At 46.3% G+C, this 14,139-nt stretch carries 17 protein-coding genes and 1 pseudogene; 7 read left to right on the top strand and 11 right to left on the bottom strand.

The genetic code is table 11. The annotated features are described in order from the left end of the window. Window positions 1-102 precede the first annotated feature (102 nt). From PSI17_RS14060 to PSI17_RS14050, 3 genes are all read left to right on the top strand, one after another. Entirely contained in the window at window positions 103-1,047 is a 945-nt protein-coding gene (locus tag PSI17_RS14060) for a siderophore ABC transporter substrate-binding protein (RefSeq protein ID WP_273552569.1), read from the top strand. Window positions 1,048-1,304: 257 nt separating this feature from the next. Then, window positions 1,305-1,790, top strand: a complete 486-nt coding sequence (locus tag PSI17_RS14055; protein WP_273552568.1) for a YbhB/YbcL family Raf kinase inhibitor-like protein — start codon at window positions 1,305-1,307, stop codon at window positions 1,788-1,790. A 40-nt stretch (window positions 1,791-1,830) separates the two neighbouring features. Further along, complete coding sequence (locus tag PSI17_RS14050) at window positions 1,831-2,610, top strand: L-threonylcarbamoyladenylate synthase (RefSeq protein ID WP_273552567.1); 780 nt, start codon at window positions 1,831-1,833, stop codon at window positions 2,608-2,610. A gap of 85 nt (window positions 2,611-2,695) precedes the next feature. Here the strand turns inward: PSI17_RS14050 and PSI17_RS14045 are convergent, their stop codons facing one another. Then, window positions 2,696-3,613: a LysR family transcriptional regulator gene (locus PSI17_RS14045; protein WP_273552566.1), complete on the bottom strand. Its 918-nt coding sequence runs from the start codon at window positions 3,611-3,613 to the stop codon at window positions 2,696-2,698. A 187-nt stretch (window positions 3,614-3,800) separates the two neighbouring features. Here PSI17_RS14045 and PSI17_RS14040 point away from each other — a divergent pair, with 187 nt between their 5' ends. Both PSI17_RS14040 and PSI17_RS14035 read left to right on the top strand, forming a co-directional pair. Next, window positions 3,801-5,099 carry a 3-isopropylmalate dehydratase large subunit gene (locus tag PSI17_RS14040; protein WP_337927216.1) on the top strand — a complete coding sequence of 433 codons (1,299 nt, stop codon included), beginning with the start codon at window positions 3,801-3,803 and terminating at the stop codon, window positions 5,097-5,099. Further along, window positions 5,096-5,647 carry a LeuD/DmdB family oxidoreductase small subunit gene (locus PSI17_RS14035; RefSeq protein ID WP_273552564.1) on the top strand — a complete coding sequence of 184 codons (552 nt, stop codon included), beginning with the start codon at window positions 5,096-5,098 and terminating at the stop codon, window positions 5,645-5,647. The genes PSI17_RS14040 and PSI17_RS14035 overlap by 4 nt, the downstream gene beginning before the upstream one ends. 45 nt (window positions 5,648-5,692) lie before the next feature. On the opposite strand, the gene hemW is transcribed toward PSI17_RS14035, so the two are convergent. Genes hemW through PSI17_RS14010 form a run of 5 tightly spaced genes read right to left on the bottom strand, consistent with a single transcriptional unit; the run spans window position 5,693 to window position 9,597 of the window. Beyond that, window positions 5,693-6,823 (bottom strand): radical SAM family heme chaperone HemW, encoded by a 1,131-nt coding sequence (hemW, locus tag PSI17_RS14030; protein WP_273552563.1) that lies wholly within the window; start codon window positions 6,821-6,823, stop codon window positions 5,693-5,695. After that, window positions 6,816-7,409, bottom strand: coding sequence for an XTP/dITP diphosphatase (locus PSI17_RS14025; protein ID WP_273552570.1), 594 nt, complete (start codon window positions 7,407-7,409; stop codon window positions 6,816-6,818). The genes hemW and PSI17_RS14025 overlap by 8 nt, the downstream gene beginning before the upstream one ends. 49 nt (window positions 7,410-7,458) lie before the next feature. Then, on the bottom strand, window positions 7,459-8,022 hold the full coding sequence (locus PSI17_RS14020) for a YggT family protein (protein WP_273552562.1): 564 nt from the start codon (window positions 8,020-8,022) through the stop codon (window positions 7,459-7,461). Window positions 8,023-8,049: 27 nt separating this feature from the next. Next, on the bottom strand, window positions 8,050-8,871 hold the full coding sequence (proC, locus tag PSI17_RS14015) for a pyrroline-5-carboxylate reductase (RefSeq protein WP_273552561.1): 822 nt from the start codon (window positions 8,869-8,871) through the stop codon (window positions 8,050-8,052). 30 nt (window positions 8,872-8,901) lie between these two features. Beyond that, on the bottom strand, window positions 8,902-9,597 hold the full coding sequence (locus PSI17_RS14010; RefSeq protein ID WP_273552560.1) for a YggS family pyridoxal phosphate-dependent enzyme: 696 nt from the start codon (window positions 9,595-9,597) through the stop codon (window positions 8,902-8,904). 21 nt (window positions 9,598-9,618) lie between these two features. Here PSI17_RS14010 and PSI17_RS14005 point away from each other — a divergent pair, with 21 nt between their 5' ends. After that, window positions 9,619-10,614 (top strand): type IV pilus twitching motility protein PilT, encoded by a 996-nt coding sequence (locus tag PSI17_RS14005; protein WP_273552559.1) that lies wholly within the window; start codon window positions 9,619-9,621, stop codon window positions 10,612-10,614. 25 nt (window positions 10,615-10,639) lie between these two features. Here the strand turns inward: PSI17_RS14005 and ruvX are convergent, their stop codons facing one another. The 5 genes and pseudogenes from ruvX to PSI17_RS17460 form a co-directional block, all read right to left on the bottom strand. Continuing rightward, complete coding sequence (gene ruvX, locus PSI17_RS14000) at window positions 10,640-11,062, bottom strand: Holliday junction resolvase RuvX (RefSeq protein ID WP_273552558.1); 423 nt, start codon at window positions 11,060-11,062, stop codon at window positions 10,640-10,642. Next, a complete protein-coding gene (locus PSI17_RS13995; protein ID WP_273552557.1) occupies window positions 11,062-11,625 on the bottom strand; it encodes a YqgE/AlgH family protein in 564 nt (187 codons plus the stop codon). The genes ruvX and PSI17_RS13995 overlap by 1 nt, the downstream gene beginning before the upstream one ends. A gap of 111 nt (window positions 11,626-11,736) precedes the next feature. Continuing rightward, window positions 11,737-12,696 carry a glutathione synthase gene (gshB, locus tag PSI17_RS13990; protein WP_273552556.1) on the bottom strand — a complete coding sequence of 320 codons (960 nt, stop codon included), beginning with the start codon at window positions 12,694-12,696 and terminating at the stop codon, window positions 11,737-11,739. Between the two features lie 9 nt (window positions 12,697-12,705). Then, the gene (gene rsmE / locus PSI17_RS13985) at window positions 12,706-13,437 is read right to left on the bottom strand and encodes a 16S rRNA (uracil(1498)-N(3))-methyltransferase (protein ID WP_273552555.1); all 732 of its coding nucleotides are present in this window, start codon (window positions 13,435-13,437) and stop codon (window positions 12,706-12,708) included. Between the two features lie 135 nt (window positions 13,438-13,572). Next, window positions 13,573-13,831: pseudogene (locus PSI17_RS17460) on the bottom strand (IS1-like element transposase); the annotation flags it as partial. A gap of 101 nt (window positions 13,832-13,932) precedes the next feature. On the opposite strand from PSI17_RS17460, the gene PSI17_RS13980 reads away from it, so the two are divergent. Further along, a partial coding sequence (locus PSI17_RS13980; protein WP_273552554.1) for a helix-turn-helix domain-containing protein occupies window positions 13,933-14,139 on the top strand: 207 nt, incomplete at its 3' end.

Raw genomic sequence — 14,139 nt, 5'->3', positions numbered from 1 at the left:
ATAAGAATCAATATGAAATTGATTCTTATTTTGTTGACATATTTATGTTGCCACCTAGAATGCAAGTCACCTTTTACTCATAGGCTCAATTTAGGTGTAACAATGAAGAAAATCCTGCCAATTGTTATTGCATCATTGCTTTCTGTGACCAGTTACTCTGCATTTAGTCAATCATCCGAATCATTTACCCCAAATTCAGTCACCGCTCAGTCTGGTGATGATGTCACGATAAAACATCTTTCCGGTGAAACCCAAGTGAAAAAGAACCCACAACGGGTTGTTTTATTCGATTTTGGCACTTACGATTCGATGGTGAAACTGGGGTTATCTGATCGCGTGGTTGCATTACCTATCAGCAATTTACCTGAGTATATACGTAATGGCGTGCCTGCAACGATGCACAATGCCGGGGGAATGAAAGAACCGAATTTGGAAAAATTAGCGGAAATCAAGCCCGATTTGATTGTCATTACCGGACGCCAAGGTGCTTCTTATGAAGATCTGTCAAAAATAGCCCCCACCATTAATTTAAGTACGGACAATAAAAATTACCTGTCATCCGTAGATAATCATCTTAAATTGTTGGGAGAAATGTTCGATAAGCAGGTGATGGTGAAAGCCCAATTTGCTGATTTGGAAAAGGCGATTGCAGCCGCTCAGGAAAAAGCGAAAGCAGCGAACAGCAAGGTATTGGTATTACTGCACAACGCAGGGGAACTCTATCCCAATAATCAGGCGATTGTTTACAACGTGATTAAAGCACCTCGTGCGGTATTACCGGCTAAATCGGATGAAAACAAAAGTCGGGTTGTGACAGCAGAGATGATTGCACAAGCCAATCCTGATGTGATTTTTATTATCGATCGTAGCGAAGCGATTGGTGCGGGTAAGTTGGAAAAAGATCAGTTTGAAAATGATCAAGTCAAATCAACCAATGCCTATAAAAATGGCAGAATAGTCTATTTGCAATCTGATCTCTGGTACTTGTCCGGTGGTGGTTTGGACAGTATGACGCGACAAGTTAATGCAGTCGCTGATGCGTTGTAATTGGGCAAAGTAAAATTCCTTTTCTCTGAATTTACCCTTAAATCTAAATAGTTATATGCCTGTCGTACTTCAAGATATATTTATTATCACCCCGCGTCGCGGGGCGATAATAAGCTGCTTTCTATTCATAATCACTTATTATTCCTAAACTGATATTGTTCCTAAATTGAAACAATGAGGCAAAATCATGGCTTGATCTTGCGGCAGAGAAAATCTGCGTTAGGATGTTGCAAAAGGCATCCAATGGGGACACAAGCATGATTATCAGTTCAATTGAATTTAACCATAATGATTTCTTGAAAAAAGAGCATGAATTTAATGAATTTGGTGGCAATGGTGATAACCGTTCCCCCGAACTTGCTTGGGCAGAATCGCCAGCCGGAAGTAAAAGTTTTGCGATAACGGTCTATGATCCAGATGCACCAACCGGCAGCGGTTTCTGGCACTGGGTCGCTTTTGATATCCCCATTGAAACACATGTCTTACCTGCAAACGCGGGGCAAAGCGATGGTAGCAAATTGCCGGTCGGTACGATCCAAAGCAGAAATGATTACGGCCAGTTTGGTTTCGGTGGCTTTTGCCCACCCGTGGGTGATAAAGCCCATCGCTATATTTTCACTGTACATGCCTTATCGGTAGAAAAACTGGGCATTGATGCTGAAACAACCAATGCGATTGCGCGTTTTATGATCCAAGCCAATACCTTGGCAACAGCGTCTATTACGGGCTACTACCAGCGCTAACTGATTAATAATTCTTCCGTTTCCAGTAAGGGGTATCAATATGAGCAGCAAAAAAATTCAATGGAACTATGGGGTGCAGCAGGAAGCGGTAGAGATCCTCTCTCATGACGGAGGAATGATCGTCTGCCCAACCAAAGTTGGCTACATTATCATGACATCGGATGCGCAAGGTCTGGAGCGCAAGTTTGAAGCTAAACAGCGCAATCGCAACAAGCCGGGTGTTGTTTTATGTGGATCTTTGGAACAGTTGAAAGAGCTGGCTCAACTTAACGCGGAAATTGAAGAACTTTATCAACGGCATTGGGATGAAGACAGATTATTAGGCTGTATTTTGCCGTGGAAAGAAGAAGCCGTCGCCCGTATCCCCGATGATGGCTCTAAAGAACTGATGATGGATCAGCGTGGTACAAGCTGTTTTGTGATTAAATTTGGTAAACCCGGCGAAATCTTGGCCAAAGAACTGTGGGAAAAATATGGCAAGTTCTCTTTTGCCAGTTCAGCTAACCCATCAGGTAAGGGTAATCGTGGATTGGTCGAATGTATTGGTGAGAGAATAGAAGAACGGGCTGACCTGATTATCTGTGCCAACGACTATGTTAAATCTATCCAGCCAAATGAAACTGAGCAAACCCGTTATGAACAAGGTGTGATGGTTTCAATGGTCGATGAAAAGGGGAAATTAGTTCCCCTGCAACAGGGGCAGCGCGATATTACCCCGTGTCCGGTGTTAATTCGCAAGGGGTTGGGCGTCAATCAAATTATGGCGCTGATGTCCGACATTTTCACGACTTGGGACTACCGTCACGGCAACTACTATTAATGAGCATGGATTAATCATTACGCCGATTGACACGTCATTACCGATATCGTTAGCGGGTACTACTGTGCCCGCATTGATGCCGCCGTTACGCTTTTTTTCCGCTTTCCAGATTCTGCCTTAGCTTGCGTTGCAAAGAGCTTGCAAATTGTTGCACACGCGAAGACAGCGTACTTTCTGATTTAAACAGTATCCAAGCCTGATAGATATCCATGCTCCATTCTGGCAGGAGCCGTATTAATTTCCCCTCTGCTACCGCTTCATGGGCAACGTAGTCGGGTAAATAGGCAATACCTGCCCCGGTCAGGGCGGAACTCATTAACGCCACGCTGTTATTGATGCGAAATCGGCTGCGAACTTCAATAGCCAGCTTATTTCTTTCTTTACGGAACGGCAGGGAAATCGTATGGGCGGGGCCACGAAATAGCAGGTAATCGTAACGGGGGAGATCTTCGGGTTTCTCTATGGGTGAAAATTGACTTACGTAGTCAGGGGTTGCGTAAAGACCCCAAGTGATATCAATTAAAGGCATGACAAGCGGATATTGGGGAGTTTCGCGCCCGATAATGATCGCAATATCGCATTGATCTTCTTCCATATTGATGGTTCTGTCGGTCAGTTCCAGATCAACGCTGATATGAATGTTGCCGGCAATAAAGCTGTTTAAGGCGGGGACAATACATTGGCTGCCAAAGGATACCGGCGCGATCAAGCGCAAATTTCCCATCGGTGCTTCATGGAAATGACGGATAAAATGTTCAGCATTTTGGGCTTCGGTCAGGATGCGGTGGCAGTATTGGTAATAACTCATGCCGACTTCTGTCACTTGGATTTTGCGCGTAGTACGGTTGAGCAATTGGGTGCCTAATCTGACTTCCAACTGGGCAATCTCGCGGCTGACGGAAGATTTGGACAGCCTTAACGATTTTGCCGCTTCGGTAAAACTCAATGTCTCTACGACACGGGCAAAGACCACCATTGAGGTAAGATTCTCAATATTATTCATGCAATAACCTGATGATTTACGCGTGGGAACTACCCTATAACATATCACATATTCTCATTTTGCGGACAACTGTCCCATACTGGAAACAGTGAACACTATCATGGTATTTCCCTACATTAAGGCGTAGTAATCTTGTTAGGATGACAATCTGTTGAGTCTGTTTCTATTTTTTGGAGGGCCATGTGAGATGAGCCAAACTATGACACAAAAAATTCTTGCGCGGGCAAGTGGGCGTGAACAAGTCACTCCGGGTGAAGTGGTTTGGGCGAAAGTGGATATTCTCATGTCTCACGATCCTTGCACCCCGGGTGTCGCCAGCGTATTTAAAAAGGAGTTCGGGCAGGATGCGAAGATATGGGACCCTGAGCGCTTTATTTTAATCCCGGACCATTTTGTCTATTCGGCGGATCCACAAGCCAATCAAAACATTCGGGTCATGCGTGAATTTGCCGCCGAACAGAACATAAAATATTTCTATGATGTCGGGACACCCGATTATAAAGGGGTGTGCCATATAGGGCTTGCAGAAGGGGGACATACCCGCCCCGGCGAAGTGTTATTGGGCACCGATTCTCATACGGTGACCGCGGGGGCGTTTGGTGCATTTGCCATCGGGCTGGGGATTACTGATGCTGCTTATGCGTTAGGGACGGGAGAAATTCCGCTTAAGGTGCCAACGACCATTCGTGTTAATTTTACCGGCACCAAGCCCGCTCATGTTTTGGCTAAGGACATGATCTTATCTGTATTGTCAGAATTAACCGTTGATGGCGCGACTTATCAGGCCATCGAGTTCGGCGGTAATGTCATTGATGAGTTATCGGTAGAAGAGCGCATGACGATTTGCAATATGGTCGTTGAATGTGGTGCCAAAAACGGCATTATGGTTCCCAATCAGGCGACGCTGGATTATTTGGCAGAACGAAACCCTCTCCCGTTTGACATTGTTTACCCTGATGAAGATGCACAATATAGCCGGGTATTAAATATTGATGTTTCCGCGATGCAACCGAAGATTGCCAAACCGCATTCACCGGACAACGTTGTTTCTATTGATCAGGTGGCTAATGTTGCCATTTCTCAGGCCTATATTGGTTCTTGCACAGGGGGCAAGCTGGAAGATTTTGTGGCGGCAGCCCGGATTATCAAAGGGCATAAAGTGACTATTCCGACTTATGCCGTGCCGGCCACCAAAGAAGTTTTCCATAAAACGATTACGACTCAAATTGATGGCGTTTCTGTCTACCAGATTTTAAGTGATGCGGGGGTGAAACTGTCCTCTGAATCTGGATGTGCCGCCTGTTGTGGTGGCCCGCCGGATACGTTTGGGCGGGTCAATGATCCCATATCCGTGATATCCACCACCAACCGCAATTTTGTCGGCAGGATGGGGCATAAACGAGCCAATATTTATCTTGCTTCCCCTTATTCTGTTGCCGCCGCCGCCATTACCGGTCAAATAACCAATCCTGAGGAGTTTTTATGAGTGAGTTAAAGGAAAATATCATTCGGGGTGAGGTGTATGTATTGACCGACAATATTGATACTGACCAAATCCTCTCAGCCGAATACCTCAAGGTAAATCCTTCCACGCCTGAAGGATATGCACAACTGGCTTCGTTGGCGATGTGTGGATTGCCGGAAGGCTCACTGCCTTTTATTGATGAAAGTAAAGGAAAAGCGAAATACCCGATCATCGTGGCAGGACAGAATTTTGGTTGTGGATCGTCGCGTGAGCACGCTGTGGCGGCATTGGGGGCTTCCGGTGTGAAAGCCGTTCTGGCTCAATCTTATGCCCGTATATTCTTCCGCAATTGCGTATCAACCGGACAGTTGTTGCCCGTGGCAGGGCAAGAGCGTTTGTGTGACAAATTAGTGACGGGGGACAGTATTGAGATTGATATCGAAAACCAGACCGTTATTCTGCTGAAAAATGGCGAGAAATATCAAACTGATCCGATTGGTGAACTAGCCAATATTGTCTCTGCCGGCGGGCTGTTTGCTTACGCGCGGGCGACCGGCAGGATTAAATAATGTGAAACAAACTGCACCTTTTAATTTTCAGGTGCAGTTTATTTGTTAAAGAAACAGTTCCAATAAGGAATTCAGGAATAATTTTCCGTGCTGCGTAATTTGCCAGTGTGTCTCGCTTTCAGTGATATAGCCTTTAGACAAGGCTTCATCTAGTTGTCGGCGAATGGCACTTTCTGGCAATCCGGTAAAATTGGTGAAATCCTGACGTGGCATGGATTCCAGTAGACGAAAACGATTCATGAAAAATTCAAATGGGCGATCTGCATTATCGACCGGATTTTGTTGATCCAAATAACGCCCCTGCATATAACCGCGTGGATGTCTGGTTTTCACGGTACGAAGGATACGGCCATCGGCGAACGAAATCTTGCCGTGGGCGCCACAACCAATGCCTAAATAATCACCGAAACGCCAATAATTGAGATTATGCTGACATTGGTAACCCGGTTTGGCATAGGCCGAAGTCTCATATTGTTGGTAACCCGCAGCCGTCAGTAATTGGTGGCCTTGGGAAAAAATATCCCACAGCGCATCATCATCCGGTAAAACCGGCGGTCGAGAGCCAAAACTCGTATTGGGTTCAATCGTCAGTTGATACCAGGACAGGTGTGGCGGCGATAATTCAATCGCCTGACGCAAATCATTCAGGGCTTCATTGAGTGTCTGGTTGGGCAAACCGTGCATCAAATCCAGATTGAAGCTGCGCAATCCAAGCCCATCAGCCAATTTTGCCGCCCGTTTAGCCTCTTCCGGGCCGTGGATACGCCCTAAACGGATAAGTTTATCGGAACCGAAACTTTGTACACCGATAGAAATTCGATTGATACCCGCTTGCTGATAAGCACTGAAACGTTCGGCTTCAACGGTTCCCGGATTGGCTTCCATGGTAATCTCTGCCTGTGGCGAGAGTGACAATGAATCCCGGACGCCATCAAGCAATCGCTGCATACCCTCGGCACTTAACAGGCTCGGCGTTCCTCCGCCGATAAAAATCGTTGCTACCTCACGATCGCCAATCATGGGCAGATCAGCCTGCAAATCCGCCAATAGATGATCAACATATTCCTGATGCGGGACATCGCCTTTTAAGGCATGTGAATTGAAATCACAATAAGGGCATTTTTGCACGCACCACGGAATATGAATATAAAGACTTAGCGGTGGTAACTTAAGCATTACGCAGGGCTTCCAACAACATGGCTAATGCCTTTCCACGGTGTGAAACGGTATTTTTTTGCTCACGCGTGAGTTCAGCGGCGGTACAGCTAAATTCTGGGGCATAAAAAATGGGATCGTAACCAAAACCACCTGCTCCAGCCGGTTCACGGGTGATCATGCCCGACCAGCGACCGTGAAATACCAACGGCGTCGGATCTTCGGCATGGCGTAAGAAAACCAACACACAATTGAACTGAGCTTGACGCTGCTCATCAGGCACATCGCGCATGGCTGCCAATAATTTTTCCAGATTTTCCTGATCGGTGGCATCACTACCTGCATAACGTGCGGAATAAATGCCCGGTGCACCGCCCAATATATCCACCGATAATCCTGAATCGTCTGCAATTGCAGGTAAGCCAGTCACCGCTGCGGCATGGCGGGCTTTGATTATTGCGTTTTCAATGAAGGTAAGACCTGTTTCATCGGCTGAATCAACGCCTAATTCGGTTTGAGCGACAATCTCCAGACCAAAGCCAGCCAATAAATCAGCCAGTTCACGTACCTTACCCGCATTTCCCGTGGCGAGAACAACTTTTTGCATTGCCATTATATTTCATTAACCTATATATCTTATTGATCTATTTATCTTATTAGCCTGCGAAGATGGAAGCCAGCCAGCTTATCATATCGTAACGCAGCGCATTCAGTGCGTAGAGAATGAGAATGACAATCATGGCTGAGAAATCAATGCCGCCCATAGAAGGAATAATGCGGCGGATAGGTGCCATTAGCGGCTCGGTTAATTGAATCAGAACATAGTCCACAGGGTTGCGTCCTTGGCTGATCCAACTCAATAACGCGCGGGCGATCACCAACCAGAATACCAGCTTTCCGGCCGCCGTCAGGAATTCAATCACGCCAAACAAGAATATGGCAGCAGAAGGAATAAGAAACTGCCCTGTCGTTAACCAGATAGGTAACAGAACCTTGAGAATAACGAGCAGGTAGGCAAGGAGCACGGACGCCGTATCGATGGGACCCACGGCAGGAATGAACCGGCGTAATGGGCGCACTACAGGTTGGGTGATTTTGACAATAAACTGTGCAAATGGATTATAGAAATCACAACGTACCCACTGCATCCAGACACGCAGCAGTAAAACAGCAGTATATAAATCCAGAACGGTAAAAAAGAGAAAGTTTAAGAATTGCATGTAGCAGCCCTGATTGAATTAACCCAATTAAAATAATTTTTCCATTTCCTGCGCTCGGCGGATAGCGCCTTGCATGGCACTGGACACAATTTCAGGCAGCTTGCCCTCATAAAAAATGCGCAGTGCTTCAGCCGTTGTCCCGCCTTTAGATGTTACCTGCTCACGCAGGATAGCAAAAGGAAGATCTTTTTGCGTTTCAGCAAGTTTAGCTGAACCTATGGCGGCTTGCAGAACAAGTTCTCTGGCTGTTTCACTGTCGAATCCCAGACGCTCCGCTTCTTGTTGCATCGATTCCATAAACAGGAAGAAATAAGCTGGGGCACTGCCTGCTACGGCGATAATATCGTTAATCCCGTTTTCATCATTGACCCAGCAAACTTTGCCGACGCTGCCCATTAATAACTCAGCAAACTCGCGATCCGGTTGCTCAATCCGTTCGGGCGCAAACAGCCCGCTGACGCCTTGTCCGATAAGCGAAGGAGTATTGGGCATGATGCGGATAATATTGAGATTATCCTGCAAAAGCGCGTAAAAACGGGAGACGGGAATACCCGCCGCGATAGAAAGAACCAGTTTTTTACTGAAATTGACGTGTGAGTGCAGTGACGCACAAACTTCCGCCATCATTTGCGGTTTAACCGCCAGAACAATAACATCGGCTTCTTGCGCGTAACGAATATTATCGCTTTGGCTATTAACGCCATACTCTTTTGCCAGCACATCACGGCGGGTTGTGCCTGGAGAACAGACAGTAATAAGTTCGGCAGGGTAACCTTTCCTGACTAATCCGGCAATGATGGCACGGGCCATATTTCCTGCGCCAATAAAGGTAATTTTACGATTTTTCATGAGATAACCTCGTCTACTAATTTAAGAGCGTTATGACCTGTACTGACGAGCACCGAAGATGGCCGTTCCAATCCGAACCAGGGTAGAACCACAAGTAATCGCAGCTTCCATATCATCCGTCATGCCCATTGACAGTGTGTCAACTTGGGGATATCGCGCGTTTAGTTCCATAAAGGCGTGTTCCAGTTGGCGAAAAACGGCTATTTGGCATTCAACGCTGCTTTCTGGTGCAGGTATTGCCATCAATCCACGCAATGCCAGATTAGGCAACTCACTAATTGTTGCGGCCAAGTTGGTCAACTCTTCCAACAAAATGCCTGATTTGCTCTCTTCTCCACTAATATTAATTTGGATCAGGATATTGAGAGGCGGCATGTTTTCAGGACGTTGTTCATTTAACCGTTGGGCGATTTTTGCCCGGTCAATGGTATGGCACCAAGCAAAATTTTCGGCGACCAGACGACTCTTGTTGGATTGTAACGGGCCAATAAAGTGCCAGATTAAATCGTTACGGTGATTAAAGTGTTGGATCTTTTCCACTCCCTCCTGAACGTAATTCTCGCCAAATTCCCGCTGACCATTGGCAATGGCTTTTGCGATGGCTTCCACAGGTTTAGTTTTACTGACTGCAAGCAAGGTAATTTCTTCTGGAGAACGCCCGCATTTTTGCGCTGCAAGAGCAATGCGGTTCCTGACATCGTGAAGATTTTGTTCAATATTGTTCATAATTGACTCAGGAGATAAAAAATGAATATGGAAAAATGGGTGTCCCTTAGTGTAAAGCATAATGCTTCCGATCTGCATCTTTGTGTCGGGCAAGTTCCGGTTTTGCGTATCGATGGGGTGTTATATCCCCAGAGACAACTGGCAGAAATTCAATCCAGTTCCCTGATAGCGTGGAGTGAGGAAATATTATCGGATGCGCAGAAACAGCAGTTACAGCAGCACGGCCATATCGACTTTGTGGTCACCATGCCAGATAAACAGCGACTCAGGGCAAATCTGTTCTATCAGCAATCGCATTTGTCATTGGTATTGCGGTTGATTGCAAATAAATGTCCGACATTGGAACAACTTTATGCGCCTGATATTATCCAGCAGCTTATTTTACAGGAGATGAGCGGGTTGATATTAGTGACAGGCGCGACGGGAAGCGGTAAATCCACAACGTTGTCAGCCATGATTAATGCCTTGAATAGCCAGACTTGTAAACACATCATCACACTGGAAGACCCGATCGAATTTGTCCACCAAAGCCGCAACTGTTTGATCCAGCAAAGGCAGATTGGTAAGGATGTTGCGGATTATCAAACGGCACTTAAAGGGGCATTACGCCAAGATCCCGATGTGATCCTGCTGGGCGAATTACGGGATAAAGAGACGATCCGGCTGGCGCTGACGGCGGCGGAAACGGGGCATCTGGTCTTGTCAACCCTGCATACCCGTGGGGCAATTCAGGCAATAGATCGCTTGGTTGATGTTTTTTCCGCAGAAGAAAAAGGTTGGATTTGCAGCCAGTTGGCCGGAAGTTTAAAGGCGGTCATTTCTCAGCAACTGCTCCCTGCCAAAGACGATGGCAGAGTGGCTATTCATGAAGTTTTGGTCATCAATCAGGCGGTTGGCCATTTGATAAGAGAAGGCAAAAATCACCAAATTGCATCATTAATGCAGACTGGCGCCGCTTGTGGTATGCAAACTTACGAGCAAAGCCGACAACAACGCAATTTGTTGGGATTATTATAAAGATGACTGATACGGTGGTCAGGGGTCAGGTATCGTGCTGTTCAAACCAGCTTTCCAGAATAATCACAGCAGATGTGGAATCAACCTTACCCTTATCCAGTGCCCTGTAGCCACCGTGATCAAACAGGTGCGCGCGCGCTTCCACGGTGGTCAATCGCTCATCGTGCAGTTCAACCTGTACGCCGAAGCGCCCATGTATGCGATTGGCGAACTTACGGGCTTGCGCAGTGACAAGTTGCTCTGTGCCATCCATATTGAGTGGCAGGCCAACAATGACCAGATCGGGTTGCCACTCTTTAAGTAGTTTCCCAATGAGTTCCCAATTGGGGGAACCTTCGTTGGCTTTGAAAGAGGATAATGCCCTGGCTGTACCGGTGATTTCTTGCCCGATGGCTGCACCAATACTGCGGGTTCCGAAATCAAAGGCAATAATTGTCCGGTTTTTCATCAGGCGTGTCCTGCTTGCGATGCGAGATTAGAAATATTAATTCCCAGTAAAGACGCTGCTTCACGCCAGCGAGCAGTGATAGGGGTATTGAAAATAATGGAAGGCTCAGCGTTCACGGTCAGCCAACTGTTTTCCATAATCTCCTTTTCCAACTGACCCGTTTCCCAACTGGAACAGCCAAGGGTCATTAAAACATTTTCCGGTTGGCGTGGTGTGCCCAGTGCTTCCAGCATATCTTTGGATGTAGTGATCATGGTGTGCTCAGAAATCTGAATACTGGAACCAAAACCTGATTGTGGCGTATGCAAAATAAAACCGTGCTCCTCTGACAGGGGGCCACCCGCCATCACTGGCCGATTGAGATTGATAGTATCGTCTCTATCTTTAGGGGTAATATCTAATTTTTGTAAGATACTTTGGATAGAAACTTGGGCTATCGGCTTATTGATAATTAATCCCATTGCCCCATTTTGATCATGTTCGTAGATATAAACTACAGAATGATTGAAATAAGGATCAGAGAGCGAAGGCATGGCAATAAGAAAATGATGCTGTAGATTCATGTGTATTCTGGTAATTATTTTGGCAATGTAAGAGTGACTTGGCCCACGGTATTATGTGGGCTCTTATTATAAATGGCAAATGTTGTCAGGGAACGCCCGTTATTTGGCCTGTTATGCTATCTGTTTTTCCAATCGTTTTTCGATGGCATCCATCAGCATGCCGGTAATGGAAATGTCTGGGAATGCCGCTTCTATTTCACGTACACAGGTTGGGCTGGTCACGTTGATTTCAGTTAAACGGTCGCCAATGATATCCAGCCCGACAAAAATCAACCCTTTCTCTTTGAGTGCAGGGGCAACGGCGCGGGCAATTGCCCAGTCACTTTCTGATAATGGGCGTGCTTCTCCGCGGCCACCTGCGGCTAAATTGCCACGGGTTTCCCCTTGGGCCGGGATACGGGCAAGGCAGTAAGGCACAGGTTCGCCATCAACAACCAGTACGCGTTTATCGCCGTCTTTAATGGCGGGCAGGAAATTTTGCGCCATACAATAACGATGGCCATGTTCAGTCAGTGTTTCAATGATAACGCCCACATTGACGTCATCTTGCTTCAACCGGAAGATAGAAGCGCCCCCCATGCCATCCAGGGGTTTAAAAATAACATCGCCATGTTTTTTATGGAACTCGCGTAAGTTTTTGGCATTACGGGTGACGAGTGTATCGGGGGTCCATTCCGGGAACCAGGCCGTAAACAGCTTTTCGTTACAGTCGCGCAGGCTTTGCGGCTTATTAACGATCAGGCTGCCTTTCGCTTCTGCGCGCTCCAGAATATAGGTTGCATAAATGTATTCAGTATCAAAAGGGGGATCTTTGCGCATTAAAATGACGTGCAAAGTATCGAGCGCGATCTCTTGCTCACCGCCAAACTGATACCACTGTTGTAGATTTTCTTCTACCGAGAGTAACCGTGTACGGGCGCGGGCTTCTCCCTGATGCAGGTAGAGATCATTCATTTCCATATAATGAATTTCCCACCCGCGTTTCTGTGCTTCCAGCAGCATGGCAAAACTAGTGTCTTTCTTGATGTTGATGGATGAAATTGGGTCCATCACAATACCGAGCTTGATCATTTTTTCTCCTTAACCCAGATCACCGAAACGCACCTGTAATGCAGTAATTGCAGTGAGTGCCGTCGTTTCTGTCCTCAGGATGCGAGGCCCTAACAGGATATCAGTAAATTGATATTTTGCTGTCATTTCTATTTCTTCGGCAGACAATCCCCCTTCAGGCCCAATCAGCAGGCGTACTTTTTCCACCGGGAGTGGAAGGGTATTGATGCTATGCTTGGCGCGGGGATGCAGATTCAATTTTAGACTGCCATCGTTTTCCGCGCACCAGGTTTCAAGTGACATAACGGGACGAATTTCAGGGAGTTGGTTACGTCCACACTGTTCACAGGCAGAAATGGCAATTTTTTTCCATTGTTGTAATTTCTTTTCTAACCTTTCTGCATCCAGTTTTACCCCACAACGTTCAGACAGGAGTGGTGTAATCGTGTTGACACCCAGTTCAACGGATTTTTGTATGGTAAATTCCATTTTTTCACCACGGGACATGACTTGCCCCAGATGCAGATTGAGTGGGGATTCATGATCAGACAATGTGGCATCAAGGATCGCGACTTTGACCGTTTTTTTACTGGTTTCAGTGATTGTTGCATCAAAAACCTGATTACTGCCATCAAAGAGTTGCAATGCTTGCCCGTGACTCATTCTCAGCACGCGACCAATGTGATTGGCCGCATCATCACTCAAATAGATTTCAGTGCCGGTTGAGAGCCGTTCAGGGTGATAGATGCGGGGGATTCGCATATTTTTTCTTTCCTTCTTTTTTCCGGAGGCTTCCGGCATGGCGCAAACAGCCACATGACAAAATTGATTGATCGCCATGATAAATGAGCGTTGTTTGCGTGATCAAGGGGGTCACGATTCCAATAGTTAGATCACTTAAAGAAAGTCATATTCCGTTTCAATGAACGCGCCTATCACTTTGTCGTGCATTTCTGCTGATTTGGAATATCGTATCCCTGACACCCGAGTTATTCATTGCCACATCAACAAGTTGCTTTTTCAAATCGGGATTGCAGGCTTGATAGGTGTAGTTCAATTGAAAGGTTTTACGGCAGGCATAGCAGTGATAATGGGGATACCCACGAGATCCTTTTCCATGCCCTTTAACATCCTCTGTTCTGTGACAGTAATGACAAACGCTGAATTAACATATTAAGTGCAATCGGCGGGATATTAAAAGGAGTGAGTCAACTGTGATACATTTCATGGCTCTCACACCTGAAATCATGGCCTGATATGCATAAACAAACCAGACAGTACCGACAGTTGACTCTTGGGCAAAGATATCAGCTTCAAGCCCTGTATAACAAGGGTTTTCCACAATATCAGATCGCTGAAGCGCTGGGTGTACATGCCAGCACGGTTTCACGTGAACTGAAACGCAATGCAAACGATAAGCAATATTGTGCTAACTCGGCAGAAATATTGAAGAATCATCGAAAA

The sequence above is a fragment of the Xenorhabdus sp. IM139775 genome (assembly GCF_028598745.1).
GTDB lineage: Bacteria > Pseudomonadota > Gammaproteobacteria > Enterobacterales > Enterobacteriaceae > Xenorhabdus.
This window is presented reverse-complemented; position numbering and strand designations above follow the sequence as displayed.